The 15,009-nt window shown below is 61.1% G+C and carries 10 protein-coding genes; 8 read left to right on the top strand and 2 right to left on the bottom strand.

What is annotated here, in order from left to right; genetic code table 11:
- The first annotated feature begins 148 nt into the window (after positions 1-148).
- Positions 149-928, top strand: coding sequence for a TSUP family transporter (locus tag PG5_RS21355; protein ID WP_020799193.1), 780 nt, complete (start codon positions 149-151; stop codon positions 926-928).
- On the opposite strand, the gene nudC is transcribed toward PG5_RS21355, so the two are convergent.
- Both nudC and PG5_RS21345 read right to left on the bottom strand, forming a co-directional pair.
- On the bottom strand, positions 896-1,726 hold the full coding sequence (gene nudC, locus PG5_RS21350) for an NAD(+) diphosphatase (RefSeq protein WP_020799192.1): 831 nt from the start codon (positions 1,724-1,726) through the stop codon (positions 896-898). The two genes, PG5_RS21355 and nudC, sit on opposite strands and share 33 nt — an antisense overlap.
- A 7-nt stretch (positions 1,727-1,733) precedes the next feature.
- Positions 1,734-2,546 carry a crotonase/enoyl-CoA hydratase family protein gene (locus PG5_RS21345; protein WP_020799191.1) on the bottom strand — a complete coding sequence of 271 codons (813 nt, stop codon included), beginning with the start codon at positions 2,544-2,546 and terminating at the stop codon, positions 1,734-1,736.
- Positions 2,547-3,087: 541 nt separating this feature from the next.
- On the opposite strand from PG5_RS21345, the gene glgA reads away from it, so the two are divergent.
- The 7 genes from glgA to PG5_RS21310 all read left to right on the top strand — a co-directional run bounded on the left by glgA (position 3,088) and on the right by PG5_RS21310 (position 14,902).
- Positions 3,088-4,674, top strand: a complete 1,587-nt coding sequence (gene glgA, locus PG5_RS21340) for a glycogen synthase GlgA (protein WP_020799190.1) — start codon at positions 3,088-3,090, stop codon at positions 4,672-4,674.
- A gap of 12 nt (positions 4,675-4,686) precedes the next feature.
- Positions 4,687-6,483 (top strand): malto-oligosyltrehalose trehalohydrolase, encoded by a 1,797-nt coding sequence (gene treZ / locus PG5_RS21335; RefSeq protein ID WP_020799189.1) that lies wholly within the window; start codon positions 4,687-4,689, stop codon positions 6,481-6,483.
- The gene (gene malQ, locus PG5_RS21330; protein WP_020799188.1) at positions 6,480-8,558 is read left to right on the top strand and encodes a 4-alpha-glucanotransferase; all 2,079 of its coding nucleotides are present in this window, start codon (positions 6,480-6,482) and stop codon (positions 8,556-8,558) included. Before treZ ends, malQ begins: the two co-directional genes overlap by 4 nt.
- Positions 8,555-11,329 carry a malto-oligosyltrehalose synthase gene (locus PG5_RS21325; RefSeq protein WP_020799187.1) on the top strand — a complete coding sequence of 925 codons (2,775 nt, stop codon included), beginning with the start codon at positions 8,555-8,557 and terminating at the stop codon, positions 11,327-11,329. The genes malQ and PG5_RS21325 overlap by 4 nt, the downstream gene beginning before the upstream one ends.
- Before the next feature lie 21 nt (positions 11,330-11,350).
- Positions 11,351-11,674 carry a DUF2934 domain-containing protein gene (locus PG5_RS21320; RefSeq protein WP_020799186.1) on the top strand — a complete coding sequence of 108 codons (324 nt, stop codon included), beginning with the start codon at positions 11,351-11,353 and terminating at the stop codon, positions 11,672-11,674.
- A gap of 116 nt (positions 11,675-11,790) precedes the next feature.
- The gene (gene glgX / locus PG5_RS21315) at positions 11,791-13,950 is read left to right on the top strand and encodes a glycogen debranching protein GlgX (protein ID WP_020799185.1); all 2,160 of its coding nucleotides are present in this window, start codon (positions 11,791-11,793) and stop codon (positions 13,948-13,950) included.
- Positions 13,951-14,143: 193 nt separating this feature from the next.
- A complete protein-coding gene (locus tag PG5_RS21310; RefSeq protein ID WP_020799184.1) occupies positions 14,144-14,902 on the top strand; it encodes a PIG-L deacetylase family protein in 759 nt (252 codons plus the stop codon).
- Positions 14,903-15,009 lie beyond the last annotated feature (107 nt).

Genomic DNA, 15,009 nt, shown 5'->3' with positions numbered 1-15,009 from the left:
CCCCCTCAAAAACAAGATCAAAGATCGCAGCCTGCGGCAGCTCCTACAGGGGGTTGCGTCAGCGCGGTCGCAGCAAGAGTTGGATAAAGGTAAGATACCGGCCCTTCCCTGCAGCCCTTCGCTGCCCCCCGCCGATTAAGCCGATTCCATGCCTTTCGAACTCAGCGTTGACCTCACTACCCTGGCCATCCTGGCCATTGTCGCTTTCATTGCCGGTTTCATCGACGCCATCGCTGGAGGCGGCGGCTTGTTGACCACCCCGGCCTTGCTGACCGCTGGCCTGCCACCGCACCTGGTGCTGGGCACCAACAAACTCAGTTCGACCTTTGGCTCGGCCACGGCCAGCTTCACTTTTTACCGCCGCAAGTTGTTCCACCCCAGGCAGTGGACACACGCCATCGTCGGCACCCTGGTCGGAGCACTGACCGGTGCGGTAGTCGCTCATTACCTGCCGGCCGAATGGTTGAACAAGATGCTGCCGGTGATCGTGTTTGCCTGTGGCCTCTATCTTTTGTTCGGTGGCACGCCGAAAGCGCCGCTGGACAGCAACGCCCCGATCAGGAAAAAGTGGCAATCGACCCAAGGCTTCAGCCTTGGCTTCTACGATGGCGTGGCCGGTCCCGGTACTGGCGCGTTCTGGACCGTCAGCAGCCTGCTGATGTACCCGATCGATCTGGTGAAGGCCAGCGGCGTGGCACGCAGCATGAACTTCGTCAGCAACATTGCGGCCTTGTCGGTGTTCGTGTTTTCCGGGCAGGTGGACTGGATCATCGGCCTGAGCATGGGCCTGTCGGTAATGGTCGGGGCATTCTTCGGCGCCCGCACCGCCATCAGCGGTGGCGCGAAGTTCATTCGTCCGGTTTTCATCACCGTGGTATTGGGCCTGACCGTCCGGCTAGCCTGGCAACACTGGTTCAGCGTGGCCTAAGCGCCGCGCCACGTAGACGTCGATCAGGTAGCGGGCGATCGAACGTGACGCCGGCAACGGCGGTAGATCATGCACATTGAACCACTGGGCGTCTTCGATCTCGTCCTCCTGGCAGACGATCTCGCCACCGGCGTATTCGGCATGGAAGCCGAGCATCATCGAGTGCGGGAACGGCCAGCACTGGCTGCCCAGGTACTGGACGTTCTTCACTTCGATCTGCACTTCTTCACGCACTTCGCGAATCAGGCAATCCTCGGCCGATTCGCCAGGTTCGGCAAACCCTGCCAACGTGCTGTAGACCCCGGCGACGAAGCGCGGCGAGCGTGCCAGCAGCACCTCATCGCCACGCGTCACCAGCACGATCATGCTTGGGGAAATCCGTGGATAGCTGCGTAAATCACACGGCTGGCAATACATCGCCCGCTCACGCGGCACCTGGATCATGGCCTGGCCGCAGTTGCCGCAAAAACGGTGCTCTCGGGCCCAGGTGCCGATCTGCGCCGCGTAACCCAGGACCTTGAACACCGTGTGATCGCCTTCAAGCATGAACGCCCGCAAGCCTTTCCAGTTACAGCCCGGCACCTCGCTGTGGGCGCGCAACTCCAGCAGATAGACAGGTTCGCCATCCAGATGGCCAATGCCGTGCTCGGCGAGTATCGCCAGGTCCTGGCGCTTGAGCCATTCGCGGGGAAACAACGCGCCGTTGTCATCGAACAAAAAGCCTTCGGGGCTGCGCGCTACCGCCCAGCCGCCGGGCTGGTCGGTGTCCAGTACTGCCGTGGTCCAACGTGGAGTCATTTTTCAATCAATCCAGAAATTCGGGTTTCTGTTTGCTCATATGGGCGGCCATGGCCACGCGCAGATCGGTCGATTGCAGCATGGCGGCGTTCCAGGTGGCGACGTATTCCAGGCCGTCGTCGATGCGATGATCGCGCATATAGCTGATCATCTCCTTGGTGCCAGTAACGGCAATCGGCGACTTGCTCGCAATCTCGCGGGCAATGCCCATGACGCCGTCGAGCAGGCTGGCGGTATCGCTGTAGACGCGATTGACCAGGCCCATGCCTCGCGCTTCTTCGGCGCCGAAAATGCGACCAGTGTAAGCCAGTTCACGCAGCATGCCGTCCCCGATGATCCGCGGCAAGCGTTGCAGTGTACCGACGTCAGCGGCCATGCCGATATCGATTTCCTTGATCGAGAATTGCGCGTCTTCGGCGGCGTAGCGCATGTCACAGGCGGCAATCAGGTCGATGGCACCGCCCAGGCAATAACCCTGGATGGCCGCGAGCACCGGTTTGCGGCATTGGTCGACCGCATTGAAGGAAGCCTGCAGATCAAGGATCTTGCGGCGCAGCAAGCGCGCATTGCGTCCGACGTCCTTGCCCAGCTCATTGGCCACGCCAGCCAGCATCATCAGGTCAATGCCTGAGGAAAAATGCTTTCCGGCGCCACTGAGTACGACTACCCGAACTTCGTCGGTGTCGTCGATCCATTGGAAAATCTCGATGATTTCGGTCCAGAAGGCAGCATTCATCGCGTTGATCTTGTCCGGGCGATTGATCTGCACATGAGCGATTTTATCTACCAGTTCGACGCTGAACGCTGTGTACTCAGACATGCTAGTGATCCTTTACCGGGCAAAAAAGAAGCCTGAACTATAACAAGGCAGCAAGGCAGTGGTTCAGCCAAAAGCGGGACTTGCACGCGCACCATAACGGTGCGCGCGTAGCAAGACGTTACGCACATCCATGTGACCACCCCGTGAATTTCCAGGGCAAAAATTCAAAAAAAACTGCATTTCGTCGGTGCTTTCGCACCGGTATCAGGCACGTTCGTACCTAAACAACCGATTGTCGAACAATTTTGCCATCAGCACTTTACCGCTCTAAGTTCTGGCCTAGACTGATTTCCCCAAGGGCGACCGGTCAGTCAAAAAGTGGAAAAAAAGTCGAAACTTTTGCCACACGGGATCGGTCGAGTGAAAAGAAGGTGCGTTGCGACTGGTGCAATCCTTGCAATGGTTAATTCACCCATTTTGCTTCAGCGCATTTGGGGAGCGCTTGCTCGCCGAGGCATAGCGCTTTGCGCGTGGCCACACCCATTGGCCAGGTAACGATTTGCCAGACCCAAGAACTAGATCAACAACACGGGAGATTCATATGATTAGTGCGGCTTTGGATGTTCAGGGAGAGCTGGCTCATCAACAGATCGGCGAATCGAGCGCCGCGACTGCTCTAAGTGCCCAACCGATCAGCGTTAGCACTACGCGGACGCTGGTGCCGGTGGCCAGTCAGAATCCCAACAAGAAGAAAGTGTTGTTCGTCACCTCCGAAATTGCCGACCTGGTGAAAACCGGCGGCCTGGGAGACGTTTCCGCCGCGCTGCCACGGGCCATGGCGCATCTGCACGATGTACGTGTCCTGATCCCCGGTTATCCGCAGGTGATGCACAGTGAAAATCCGATTCACATTATCGGTGAACTCGGTGGGCACGCGGCGCTCCCGCCGTGCAAGATCGGGCGCATGGACATGCCTGATGGTCTGGTTATCTATGTGTTGATCTGCCCTGAGCTCTACGAGCGCGAAGGTTCGCCCTATGGCGCCAACAACGGCCGCGACTGGCCGGACAACCATATTCGTTTCGCCCGCCTGGGCCTGGCGGCCGCCGATATTGCCGCCAACCTCGGACAGATCCACTGGTGCCCGGACCTGGTGCACGCCCATGACTGGCCCGCCGGCCTGGCCCCTGCCTATATGCACTGGCGTGGGCAGCGCACGCCGACCCTGTTCACCATCCATAACCTGGCGTACCAGGGCGTGACGAGCCTGGGGTCTTGCCCCGAACTGGGCATTCCGCAGCACGCCTTGCAACAGGAAGGCATGGAGTTCTACGGCAAGATGTCGTTCCTCAAGGCTGGCATGGCCTATTCGAGCCACATCACCACAGTCAGCGCGACCTACGCCCAGGAAATCACCACCCCGGACTTCGGCTGCGGTCTCGACGGATTTCTCGCCGCCAAGACCCAGCAAGGCCTGCTCAGCGGCATTCCCAACGGCATCGACGAAAGCTGGGACTCGGCCACCGACCCGCACCTCTTTTGCCCCTTCAAAATCGGTGACTGGGACGGCAAGGCGGTCAACGCCGCCCACGTTCGCCAGTTGTTCGGCCTGCAAGACAGCAAAGGCCCGCTATTTGCCGTGGTCTCGCGCCTGGTTTACCAAAAAGGCCTGGACCTGACCGAAGCGGTCTCCGAATACATCGTCAAATCCGGCGGCCAGATCGCGATCATCGGTCGTGGCGAGCCGGAAGAAGAACAAGCCATGCGCGAACTGGCCCTGCGTTTTCCCGGGCAGATCGGTGTGCGCATCGGCTTCAACGAAACCGATGCCCGACGGATGTTTGCCGGTAGCGATTTCCTCTTGATGCCGTCGCGCTATGAACCTTGTGGCCTCAGCCAGATGTACGCCCAGCGTTTCGGCTCGTTGCCGGTGGCGCGCAATACCGGTGGCCTGGCAGACACCATTGAAGATGGCGTGACTGGCTTCCTGTTCAATGAATCCACGGTGGAAAGTTATCAGCAAGCCTTGAGCCGAGCGTTCAAGGTGTTCGCCTTCCCCGACCTGCTGAATGCCATGCGCTGCCGCGCCATGGCGGCACCGTTCAACTGGTGCAAGGCGGTCGAACCCTATGCCGAACTCTACGAGCAGCTTGTAGCCAAAGCCTTGGGGAAATCGCACAAACAGTAAGAGGCTCACGCAATGCCGTTACGGACCCTTGAGACCTGGCCCCACGGCGCAATCAAACTGGACCCGCAAAACACGCGATTCGCGTTGTGGGCACCCGATGCGTTCTACGTCAGTGTCGAACTGGAAAATGGACAGTCCTTGCCGTTGCTGCCTCAGGCCGACGGTTGGTTCGTGATCAACACCCGCTGCCCAGCGGGTACCCGATACCGCTACAACATCGATGGCGAACTGGAGGTGCCCGACCCGGCCTCCCGCGCCCAGGCCGGGGACATTGACCAGTACAGCGTGGTGGTCGACCCGTTGGCCTACCAGTGGCGGCACAGCACCTGGCTGGGACGTCCGTGGAATGAAGCGGTGATCTACGAGTTGCACGTCGGCGCCCTCGGCGGCTTTCTCGCCGTGGAGGAGCACCTGGCACATCTGGTGGAGCTTGGGGTCACCGCAATCGAGTTGATGCCGATCGCGCAATTTCCCGGCGAGCGCAATTGGGGCTACGACGGGGTGCTGCTCTATGCACCCCAGGCCTCCTATGGTTCTCCCGAACAACTCAAGCACCTGATCGACACCGCCCATGGCCTTGGCCTGGCGGTGATGCTCGACGTGGTCTACAACCACTTCGGGCCGGATGGCAATTACCTGCACCGCTACGCCAAGGGGTTCTTCCGCGAAGACCGGCACACGCCTTGGGGAGCGGCCATCGATTTTCGCCGGCGCGAGGTGCGCGACTTCTTCATCGACAACGCCTTGATGTGGTTGCTGGAGTACCGCTTTGACGGCTTGCGCCTGGACGCGGTGCATGCCATCGAAGACCCGGACTTTCTCCAGGAACTGGCCCAGCGGGTGCGCCAGCAAACCGATCCGTCGCGCCATGTGTGGCTGGTGGTGGAAAATGAACATAACCAGGCCAGCCTGCTCGAACAGGGCTTCGACGCACAGTGGAACGATGACGGTCATAACGCCTTGCACGTGCTGCTGACCGGCGAGACCGATGCCTATTACGCCGACTATGCAAAAAATCCCACCGAACAGTTGGCCCGCTGCCTGAGCCAGGGCTTCGTGTTCCAGGGCCACCTCAACCGCCATGGCCAAGCGCGCGGCGAGCCCAGCGGGCATTTGCCACCCAGCGCGTTCGTGCTGTTTCTGCAGAATCACGACCAGATCGGCAACCGCGCCTTTGGCGAGCGCCTGCATCAACTGGCCCACCCCGACGCATTAAAAGCCGCGACGGCGCTGTTGCTGCTATCACCGATGATCCCCCTGATGTTCATGGGCGATGAGTTTGCCGCCGAACAACCGTTCCTGTTTTTCACCAGCCACCACGGCGAACTCGCACGCTTGGTGCGCGAAGGGCGGCGCAACGAATTTGCCGCGTTCAGCGCGTTTGCCGACCCGCATCAACGTGAACGGATTCCCGATCCCAACGCACCACAGACCTTCGAAGCGTCCCGCCCTACCCTCACGGTCAACGGGGCTTCGGCGATGCATGAGTTCTACCGCCAACTGCTGCAGATCCGCCATCGGCACATCGTCCCGCACTTGCCTGGGACCCGGGCGCGCAATGCCCAGGTGCTGGGTTTTGGCGCGGTCAGCGCGTCATGGTGCCTGGGCGATGGCAGTCAATTGCGCATCGACCTCAACCTCAGCGACACGCCGGTCCGCCATATGCCACAGGTGGACGCAAGCTTGCTGTTCGAACACCCGCCCGGGTCTGGCCAACGGCTGGACCAGGGCACCTTGCCCCCGTATTGCGCAATTGTCAGCCTCACGGCCGCGGCCCCTTTGCTACACCTTGATGGAGAGCGCCAATGAGTGATGCGCAACTGGAAATCCTTGCTAGCCGGGCTGGCCTGGCGGTCGACTGGATCGACGCCAACGGTCGTCCGCAAAAAGTCGCGCCTTCGGTTCTGCGCAACGTCCTCACGGGACTCGGCCACCCGGCCGGCAGCGCCCAGGAAATCGACGCCAGCCTGCTCGAACTGCAACAAGTACAACAGACCCGCCACCTGCCGCCTCTGATCACCGCCGATGTCGGCGTGGGACTTAACCTGGCGCACTTTTTTGAGCCGCTGACACCCTGCGAGATCCATCTTGAAGATGGCTCGAAACTCAGTCTCAAGCTGGATGCCGAAGCCGTTCTGCCGGGGCTGATCCCGGTCGGTTACCAACACGTCGAGATCGATGGACAAAGCTTTACCCTGGCCGTGGCTCCCGCCCGTTGCTACAGCGTAGCCGATGCGGTGGACAGCCCGATCCCGCGCGCCTGGGGCCTGAGCGTGCAACTGTATGCATTGCGCCGTGCCGGCGATGGCGGCTTTGGCGACACCCAGGCACTGGAAGACCTGGCCCGGGTGGCGGGCGAACGCGGCGCCGACGCACTGGCGATCAGTCCCTTGCATGCCATGTTTGCCAACGACACCCAGCGCTATAGCCCCTATTCGCCGTCAAGCCGTCTGTTTCTCAATAGCCTGTATTGCGCGCCGGGGGCGATTCTCGGTGAGCGCGCGATGCGCACCGCTATCGATGCCACCGGCCTGGCTGCCGAACTTCTGCGTTTGCAAGAACTGCCATTGATCGATTGGCCGGCCGCTGCCGAAGCCAAGCATCGCCTATTACAGGCGCTGTACGACGGATTCGTGCACGGCGAACATCCACTGCACGCCGACTTCAGCAGCTTTCGCCATGCCGGCGGTGAAGCGCTGGAAAATCATTGCCGCTTCGAGGCCATTCAAGAAACCCGTGCCGCCCGGGGCGAAAGCCTCGACTGGCGTGAGTGGCCGCCGCAGTGGCGCAACCCGCGCAGCGCTGCCCTGGCCGAATTCGCCGAAGAGAACGCTGGCCGCATCGGCTTCTTCGCCTTCTGCCAATGGTTGATCACCCGTTGCCTGGAGCGCGCGCAAGCCGCCGCCCGCAGCAGCGGCATGGGCATTGGCCTGATCGCCGACCTGGCCGTTGGTGCCGATGGCGGTGGCAGCCAGGCCTGGAGCCGCCAGGACGAATTGCTCGCTTCCCTCACCGTTGGCGCGCCACCGGACATTCTCAACCGCACCGGCCAGGGTTGGGGGATCTCCGCTTTCTCGCCCGAAGGCCTGGTGCGCAACGGCTTTCGTGCGTTCATTGAAATGCTGCGCGCCAACTTCGCCCACGCCGGTGGCCTGCGGATCGACCATGTCATGGGCTTGCAACGGTTGTGGGTGATCCCCAATGGCGCATCGCCCGCTGATGGGGCTTACCTGTATTACCCGTTTGACGACTTGTTGCGCCTGCTGACCCTCGAGTCCCATCGCCACCAGGCCATCGTCCTCGGTGAAGACCTGGGCACGGTGCCGGACGGTCTGCGGGAAAAACTCAGCGCCCGTTCGATCCTCGGCATGCGAGTGTTGCTGTTCGAACAGGACAACACTCACTTCAAACCGATCCTCGACTGGCCGGACAACGCCCTCGCCACCACCAGTACCCACGACCTGCCCACCCTCAATGGCTGGTGGCATGGCCGCGATATCGACTGGAACGCCCGCCTCGGCCTGATCGATGCCAGTTCTGAAATCGAGTGGCGCCAGCATCGCGAGCGCGAACGCGAAGGCCTGCGCCGGACCTTGAGCCAAGACCCGCAGAACTTTCGCGAAGAGTCCCACGAAACCGATCAGGTCCTCGATGCCAGTGTGCGTTTCCTCGGCCACACCCGCGCGCCGTTGGTACTGCTGCCTCTGGAGGATGCACTGGGCATCGAACAGCAGGCCAACCTGCCCGGCACCATCGATACCCACCCCAACTGGTCCCGCCGTTTACCCGTCACCAGCGAAGCCTTGCTCGATGGCCCGGACGCCGCCAGACGCCTGGAACTGCTCGCCTGCGCGCGACTTCAGGCGGCCGAGCGTGACCAATGAACCCGGTCGCTATCGCGCCGCTACGGGCCACCCTGCGGCTGCAATTTCACAAAGGCTTTACTCTCGATGATGCCGTGCCGCTGGTGCCCTATTTCGCCCGCCTGGGCATCAGCCATGTCTACGCCTCGCCGCTGCTGAGCGCCCGCGCGGGCTCCATGCACGGCTACGACGTGGTGGACCCGACCACGGTCAACCCGGAACTGGGCGGTGAATCTGCGCTACGCCGCTTGGTCGCCGCGCTGCGTGAACAGGGCATGGGGTTGATCCTCGACATCGTCTCCAACCACATGGCAGTCGGCGGTAACGACAATCCCTGGTGGCTGGACTTGCTGGAGTGGGGACGCCTGAGCCCGTACGGCGAGTTCTTCGATATCCAGTGGCACTCGCCCGATCCCTTGATGGAGGGCCAGTTGCTGTTGCCGTTCCTGGGCAGCGACTACGGCATCGCCTTGCAGGACGGTACCCTGGCGCTGCGTTTCAATGCGCAGCGCGGCGCGTTTCATGTGGAGCATTACGATCATCACTTTCCGATATGCCCCAGTCATTACGGCGAGCTGCTCAAGACAGATGCCGAGCCACTGAAATTGCTGGCGGACCGGTTCAACACCTTGAGCTATCAGACAGATGCCTACACCCTGGCGATTGCGTTAAAAGAAGCATTGCGCGAACTGGCCAGCGATCCCGCAATACTGCACGCCATCGAACAAAACCTGCAGGCCTACGATTCGCTGACCAGAGAAGGTTTTCAACGCCTGCATGACTTACTGGAGCGCCAGAGTTACCGCCTCGCCAGTTGGCGCACCGCCGCGGACGACATTAACTGGCGGCGGTTTTTCGATGTCAACGAGCTAGGCGGTTTGCGCGTCGAGCGCCCAGCAGTGTTCGAGGCGACCCACGCGAAGATCTTCCAGTTGGTGGAACAAGGACTGGTCGACGGGTTGCGCATCGACCATATAGACGGTCTCGCCGACCCACGGGGTTACTGTCGCAAACTGCGTCGGCGCGTCGACAGCCTGGCAGCGGGTCGACACCTGCCGATCTATGTGGAAAAGATCCTGGGCGAAGGCGAAACCCTGCACCGCGACTGGTCGGTGGATGGCACCACCGGCTACGAGTTCATGAACCAGTTGTCACTGCTGCAGCACGATCCCGCCGGTCAACCCATCTTGGGTGAGCTCTGGCACCGCTATAGCGGGCGCCCGGCTGACTTCCGCCAGGAAGCGCAACTGGCGCGCCAGCAGATTCTCAATGGCTCGCTGGCCGGGGATTTCGAAAGTGTCGCCCAGGCGTTGTTGCAAGTGGCCCGGGATGACCTGATGACCCGTGACCTGACGCTGGGGGCGATCCGTCGCGCGCTGCAGGAACTGATCGTGCATTTCTCGGTGTATCGCACCTACATCGGCGCTCTGGGCCGTTCGGCGCAGGACGAAGTGTTTTTCCAGCAAGCCATGGAAGGCGCCCGACAAACCCTTGGCGAAGCCGACTGGCCAGTGCTCGAGTGCCTGGCGGGGTGGCTGGGGGGCGAGAGCTGGCGAAAACGTCCGGCTGGCCGGCTGCGCAAACGGCTCAAGCATGCCTGCGTGCGCTTTCAGCAACTGACTTCACCTGCCGCCGCGAAGGCCGTGGAAGACACCGCGTTCTATCGTTCGGCGGTGTTGCTTTCGCGCAATGACGTCGGCTTCAGCACCGAGCAATTCAGTGCGCCTGTGGCCGATTTCCATGCTGCCTGTGCCCAGCGCCTGGCCGATTTCCCGGACAACCTGCTCGCCACCGCGACCCACGATCACAAGCGTGGCGAGGATACGCGCGCGCGCCTGTCCGTCTTGAGTGAACGCAGTCAATGGTACGTCGAACAGATCGGCCTCTGGCACGCCCTCGCCCGGCCCTTGCGCGACGATGAGCAGATGCCGTCAGCCGGCGATGAATTGATTCTCTATCAGGCACTGCTGGGCAGCTGGCCGCTGAACCTGCGCACCGACGACCCAGCGGCCTTGGAGGACTACGCCCAACGCATCAGCCAATGGCAACGCAAGGCCCTGCGCGAAGCCAAGCTGCAAAGCAGCTGGAGCGCACCCAATGAAGCGTATGAACAAGCCAGCGAAAACTTTACCCGGCGCCTGCTGCTGAGCCCGGAAGGTGATCTATTGCGCACCGCCCTGGGCAAGGCAGCCCGCACGATTGCCCTGCCTGGCGCCCTCAACGGATTGGCGCAAACCTTGCTGCGCATGACGGTACCGGGAGTACCGGACCTGTATCAGGGCAACGACTTCTGGGACTTCACGCTGGTCGATCCGGACAACCGCCGGCCAGTGGATTACGCCAGCCGCCAGCAGGCCTTGCAGCAGCCATTGGATCTGCCTGATCTGTTGGAGCACTGGTACGACGGGCGCATCAAGCAAGCCTTGATTGTGCGGACTTTAACCACCCGGGCCGAGCACGCCGAGCTGTTTCGACGCGGGACTTACCAGCCTCTCGAAGTCATCGGCAGCCAGGCCAATCGGGTGCTGGGATTTGTCCGTGAATGGGAGGGTACTCGCGCCATCGTCATCGTGCCGATCCGTTGTTCGGCATTGCTGGAAAACAGTGCCGTGCCTCAGGTGGACGCGCCGCAGTGGGGCGATACCCGGATCAGCTTGCCGTTCACAATCGCCGACGAAAATCTGAAGGGACTTTTTTCAAGCGTCGCAGTCACAAAACACAGGGAGCTGATGATCAGCGCCGCGCTGGGGGATTTCCCGGTCAATCTCTTTATCCAGGCTACAAACATTTGAGTTCAGTTCAGGAGCAATGCGATGAGTACCGACGATAAACGCATCCGCGAGTTTGCCTATCAGATCTGGGAATCCGAAGGCAAACCTGAGGGCCAGGAAGCACGGCATTGGGAGATGGCGTGCAAACTGGCTGAAGCCGAAGCCTTGGCTCCGAAAAAGCCGGCAAAAGCAGCGTCGAGCAAGACAACCGTGGGCAAAGCCGGCGACGGCAAACTCAATGGCAAGGCCGGGGAAGCAAAACCCAAGGCCAAGGCCAAGCCGGCAGCTGCTTCCGCGGTGATACCACCGGGGGAAAAGGCCGCCGAGAAAAAACCTCGCGCACCGCGAAAACCGCCTGCGGTCTAAGCTTTTCTCCCGCTGTCCTGAAGATTCCAGTGGCGAGCCCTCTCGCCACCGAGGGATTCGCTCGCCCGCGAAAAAAATATTGAGCCCTGTCACTGCCTGCCGTTACTGGAGCATTTATGACCCGAACCAAGAAAGAAACTCCACCTCCCCGTGCCGAACCCTCGCGTATCCGCGAAGGACTGCCCTTCCCGCTCGGTGCGACCTGGGATGGCCTGGGGGTCAACTTCGCCCTGTTCTCGGCCAACGCCACCCGCGTCGAACTGTGCATTTTCGATGACGCCGGCGAAGTGGAGCTCGAACGCATCGAACTGCCGGAGTACACCGACGAGATCTACCACGGCTACCTCCCCGATGCCCATCCGGGGCTGATCTACGGCTACCGCGTGTACGGCCCGTATGATCCGGTCAATGGTCATCGTTTTAACCCCAACAAGCTGTTGATCGACCCTTACGCCAAACAGTTGGTCGGTCAGTTGAAATGGTCCGAAGCCTTGTTTGGCTACACCATTGGCCACCCCGACGCCGACCTCAGTTTCGACGAACGCGACAGCGCGCCCTACGTGCCGAAATGCAAGGTGATCGATCCGGCGCACACCTGGGGCCACGATCACCGGGTCAGCGTGCCATGGGACAAAACGATCATCTATGAAACCCACGTGCGCGGCTTCAGCATGCGCCACCCCGCCGTTCCCGCAAACCAGCGCGGGACCTTTGCCGGGTTGATGGTTGACGAAGTGCTGGAGCATATCCGCAAGCTGGGGGTGTCGACCGTCGAGCTGCTGCCGATCCACGCCTTCGTCAACGACCAGCACCTGCTGCACAAAGGCATGACCAATTACTGGGGCTACAACAGCATTGCGTTCTTCGCCCCCGACCCGCGTTACCTGGCCAGCGGCAAGATCGCCGAGTTCAAGGAAATGGTCGCGCACCTGCACGAAGCCAACCTGGAAGTGATCCTCGACGTGGTCTACAACCACACCGCCGAGGGCAACGAACAGGGCCCGACCCTGTCGATGCGCGGTATCGACAACGCCTCTTATTACCGCTTGATGCCTGACGACAAGCGCTTCTACATCAACGATTCCGGCACCGGCAACACCCTGGACCTGAGCCATCCGTGCGTGTTGCAGATGGTCACCGATTCGCTGCGCTACTGGGCCTCGGAAATGCACGTGGACGGTTTCCGCTTCGACCTGGCGACCATACTTGGGCGTTATCACGACGGTTTCGACGAACGACACAGTTTCCTCGTGGCTTGCCGGCAGGACCCGGTACTGCGCCAGGTCAAGCTGATCTCCGAGCCCTGGGATTGCGGGCCCGGTGGTTATCAGGTCGGCAACTTCCCGCCAGGCTGGGTGGAGTGGAACGACAAGTTTCGCGACACGGTGCGCGCTTTCTGGAAAGGCGACGACGGCCAATTGGCGGACTTTGCCAGCCGCATGACCGCGTCCGGCGAAATGTTCAACCAGCGTGGCCGGCGTCCGTATTCATCGCTGAATTTCATCACCGCCCACGACGGCTTCACCCTCAACGACCTGGTGTCGTACAACGACAAGCACAACGAAGCCAACGACGAGAACAACCAGGACGGCAGCAACAACAACCTGTCCTGGAACCATGGCGTAGAAGGCCCCACCGACGATCCGCAAATCAACGAACTGCGCTTTCGACAGATGCGCAATTTCTTCGCCACTTTGCTGCTGGCGCAGGGTACGCCAATGATCGTGGCCGGCGACGAATTTGCCCGGACTCAGGAAGGCAACAACAATGCTTATTGCCAGGACAGCGAGATCGGCTGGGTCAATTGGGACCTGAGCGAGGACGGCAAGGCGTTGCTCAAGTTCGTCAAGCGTCTGATCAAGTTGCGCCTGGCCTATCCGATTTTGCGCCGGGGGCGCTTCCTGGTGGGCAACTACAATGAGGACATCGGCGTCAAGGATGTCACCTGGCTGGCGCCCGATGGTAGCGAGATGACCACCGAGCACTGGCACGATGCGCACAATCGCTGCCTGGGCATGTTGCTCGACGGGCGAGCCCAGGAAACCGGGATCCGCCGCAAAGGCGCGGACGCCACGTTGTTGCTGGTGGTCAACGCCCATCACGACATCGTCAACTTCCTCCTGCCGGAGGTACCGGACGGCAGCTTCTGGACCTGCCTGATGGACACCAATCAACCGTCCATACGCGGTCAGGAACGCTTCGATTTCGGGCGCGAGTACTCGGTCACCGGACGTTCGTTGCTGTTGTTCGAACTGCAACGTGAGGAAGAGGAGTAGCAATCACCGGCGCGATGAAAGAAATTGAGGCATGCGTGCACTTGCGGCGCGACGAATAGCGATACATGAGCAATACTCGATGCGCGGCTGTCCAGGGTCCGGAGCGCCGCGCTTCGCTATCAACCCGCCCTACGGCTGTAGCAGCGCTTGCGTTGCGCAAGACTGGGGGCGTATGGAACAAGGACGTAACGCCATGAAATCTGTGTCCATCAGTGACAGCAGCTGTACAGAGCAAATCTGGAACAGCGCCCCGCAACTGGCCAATATTCCGGTCATCGGTACTCAATCCCTTCTCCCCCCGGGTGCGCGCGCCGTGGTGATCGCCCCACATCCCGGCGACGAAGTGTTGACTTGCGGCGGTTTGCTGCAGTTGCTCAGCACCATGGGACACCCTTTGCAATTGATTTCGGTGACCGACGGCAGCGCCAGTCATCCGGGCTCCCAACAGTGGTCGGAGAAACGCCTGAGCGTGTTTCGCTCCCAGGAAAGTGTCGAGGCCTTGCGCCGGCTTGGCTTGCCGATGCACAGCCTGAAATGGATACGCGGCGGCTTCACCGACCATACCCTGGCTGAGCATGAACAGGCGCTCACCCAATTCATCGTCCGTTATCTACGGCCGGGCGATGTGGTGTTCAGCACCTGGTGCGAGGATGGCAACAGCGACCATGACGCCGTCGGCCGCGCCAGCGCCAATGCCGCCACCATCGCCGGTGCAGTTTTCACCGAGATACCGGTCTGGGCCTGGCATTGGCCATCGCGAGACAGCGCCTTGATCCCCTGGCACCGGGCGCGCAAAGTGCGCCTGGACACCTGGACGGTGGCGCGCAAGAGCCATGCTACCCATGCCTATGCCAGTCAACTTGACGGTGAACCGGCCGTCGGGATTGCGCCACGGCTGCCGCGGATTTTGCTGGAGCGGATGCGGTTGCCTTATGAGATTGTGTTTGTCTGAAAGTGACCAGCGTGTTTAACGGGGCGCGCGCGATCAAAAGCCAAAGCGAGGCGGCCTTAAAGCCGACCTGACTTTTGGTGATGCCTTTGTTTTGATCGTTCCCACGC

The organism is Pseudomonas sp. G5(2012) (assembly GCF_000408945.1).
GTDB classification, from domain to species: Bacteria; Pseudomonadota; Gammaproteobacteria; order Pseudomonadales; family Pseudomonadaceae; genus Aquipseudomonas; species Aquipseudomonas umsongensis.
Note: the sequence above shows the minus strand (reverse complement) of the source record. Positions and strands in the feature narration are given on the sequence as shown.

Coding starts and splice junctions, on each gene's coding strand:
- PG5_RS21310 (WP_020799184.1), top strand. CDS start 14,144: ATGAAATCTGTGTCCATCAGTGACAGCAGCTGTACAGAGCAAATCTGG.
- glgX (WP_020799185.1), top strand. CDS start 11,791: ATGACCCGAACCAAGAAAGAAACTCCACCTCCCCGTGCCGAACCCTCG.
- PG5_RS21320 (WP_020799186.1), top strand. CDS start 11,351: ATGAGTACCGACGATAAACGCATCCGCGAGTTTGCCTATCAGATCTGG.
- nudC (WP_020799192.1), bottom strand. CDS start 1,726: ATGACTCCACGTTGGACCACGGCAGTACTGGACACCGACCAGCCCGGC.
- PG5_RS21345 (WP_020799191.1), bottom strand. CDS start 2,546: ATGTCTGAGTACACAGCGTTCAGCGTCGAACTGGTAGATAAAATCGCT.
- treZ (WP_020799189.1), top strand. CDS start 4,687: ATGCCGTTACGGACCCTTGAGACCTGGCCCCACGGCGCAATCAAACTG.
- glgA (WP_020799190.1), top strand. CDS start 3,088: ATGATTAGTGCGGCTTTGGATGTTCAGGGAGAGCTGGCTCATCAACAG.
- PG5_RS21325 (WP_020799187.1), top strand. CDS start 8,555: ATGAACCCGGTCGCTATCGCGCCGCTACGGGCCACCCTGCGGCTGCAA.
- malQ (WP_020799188.1), top strand. CDS start 6,480: ATGAGTGATGCGCAACTGGAAATCCTTGCTAGCCGGGCTGGCCTGGCG.
- PG5_RS21355 (WP_020799193.1), top strand. CDS start 149: ATGCCTTTCGAACTCAGCGTTGACCTCACTACCCTGGCCATCCTGGCC.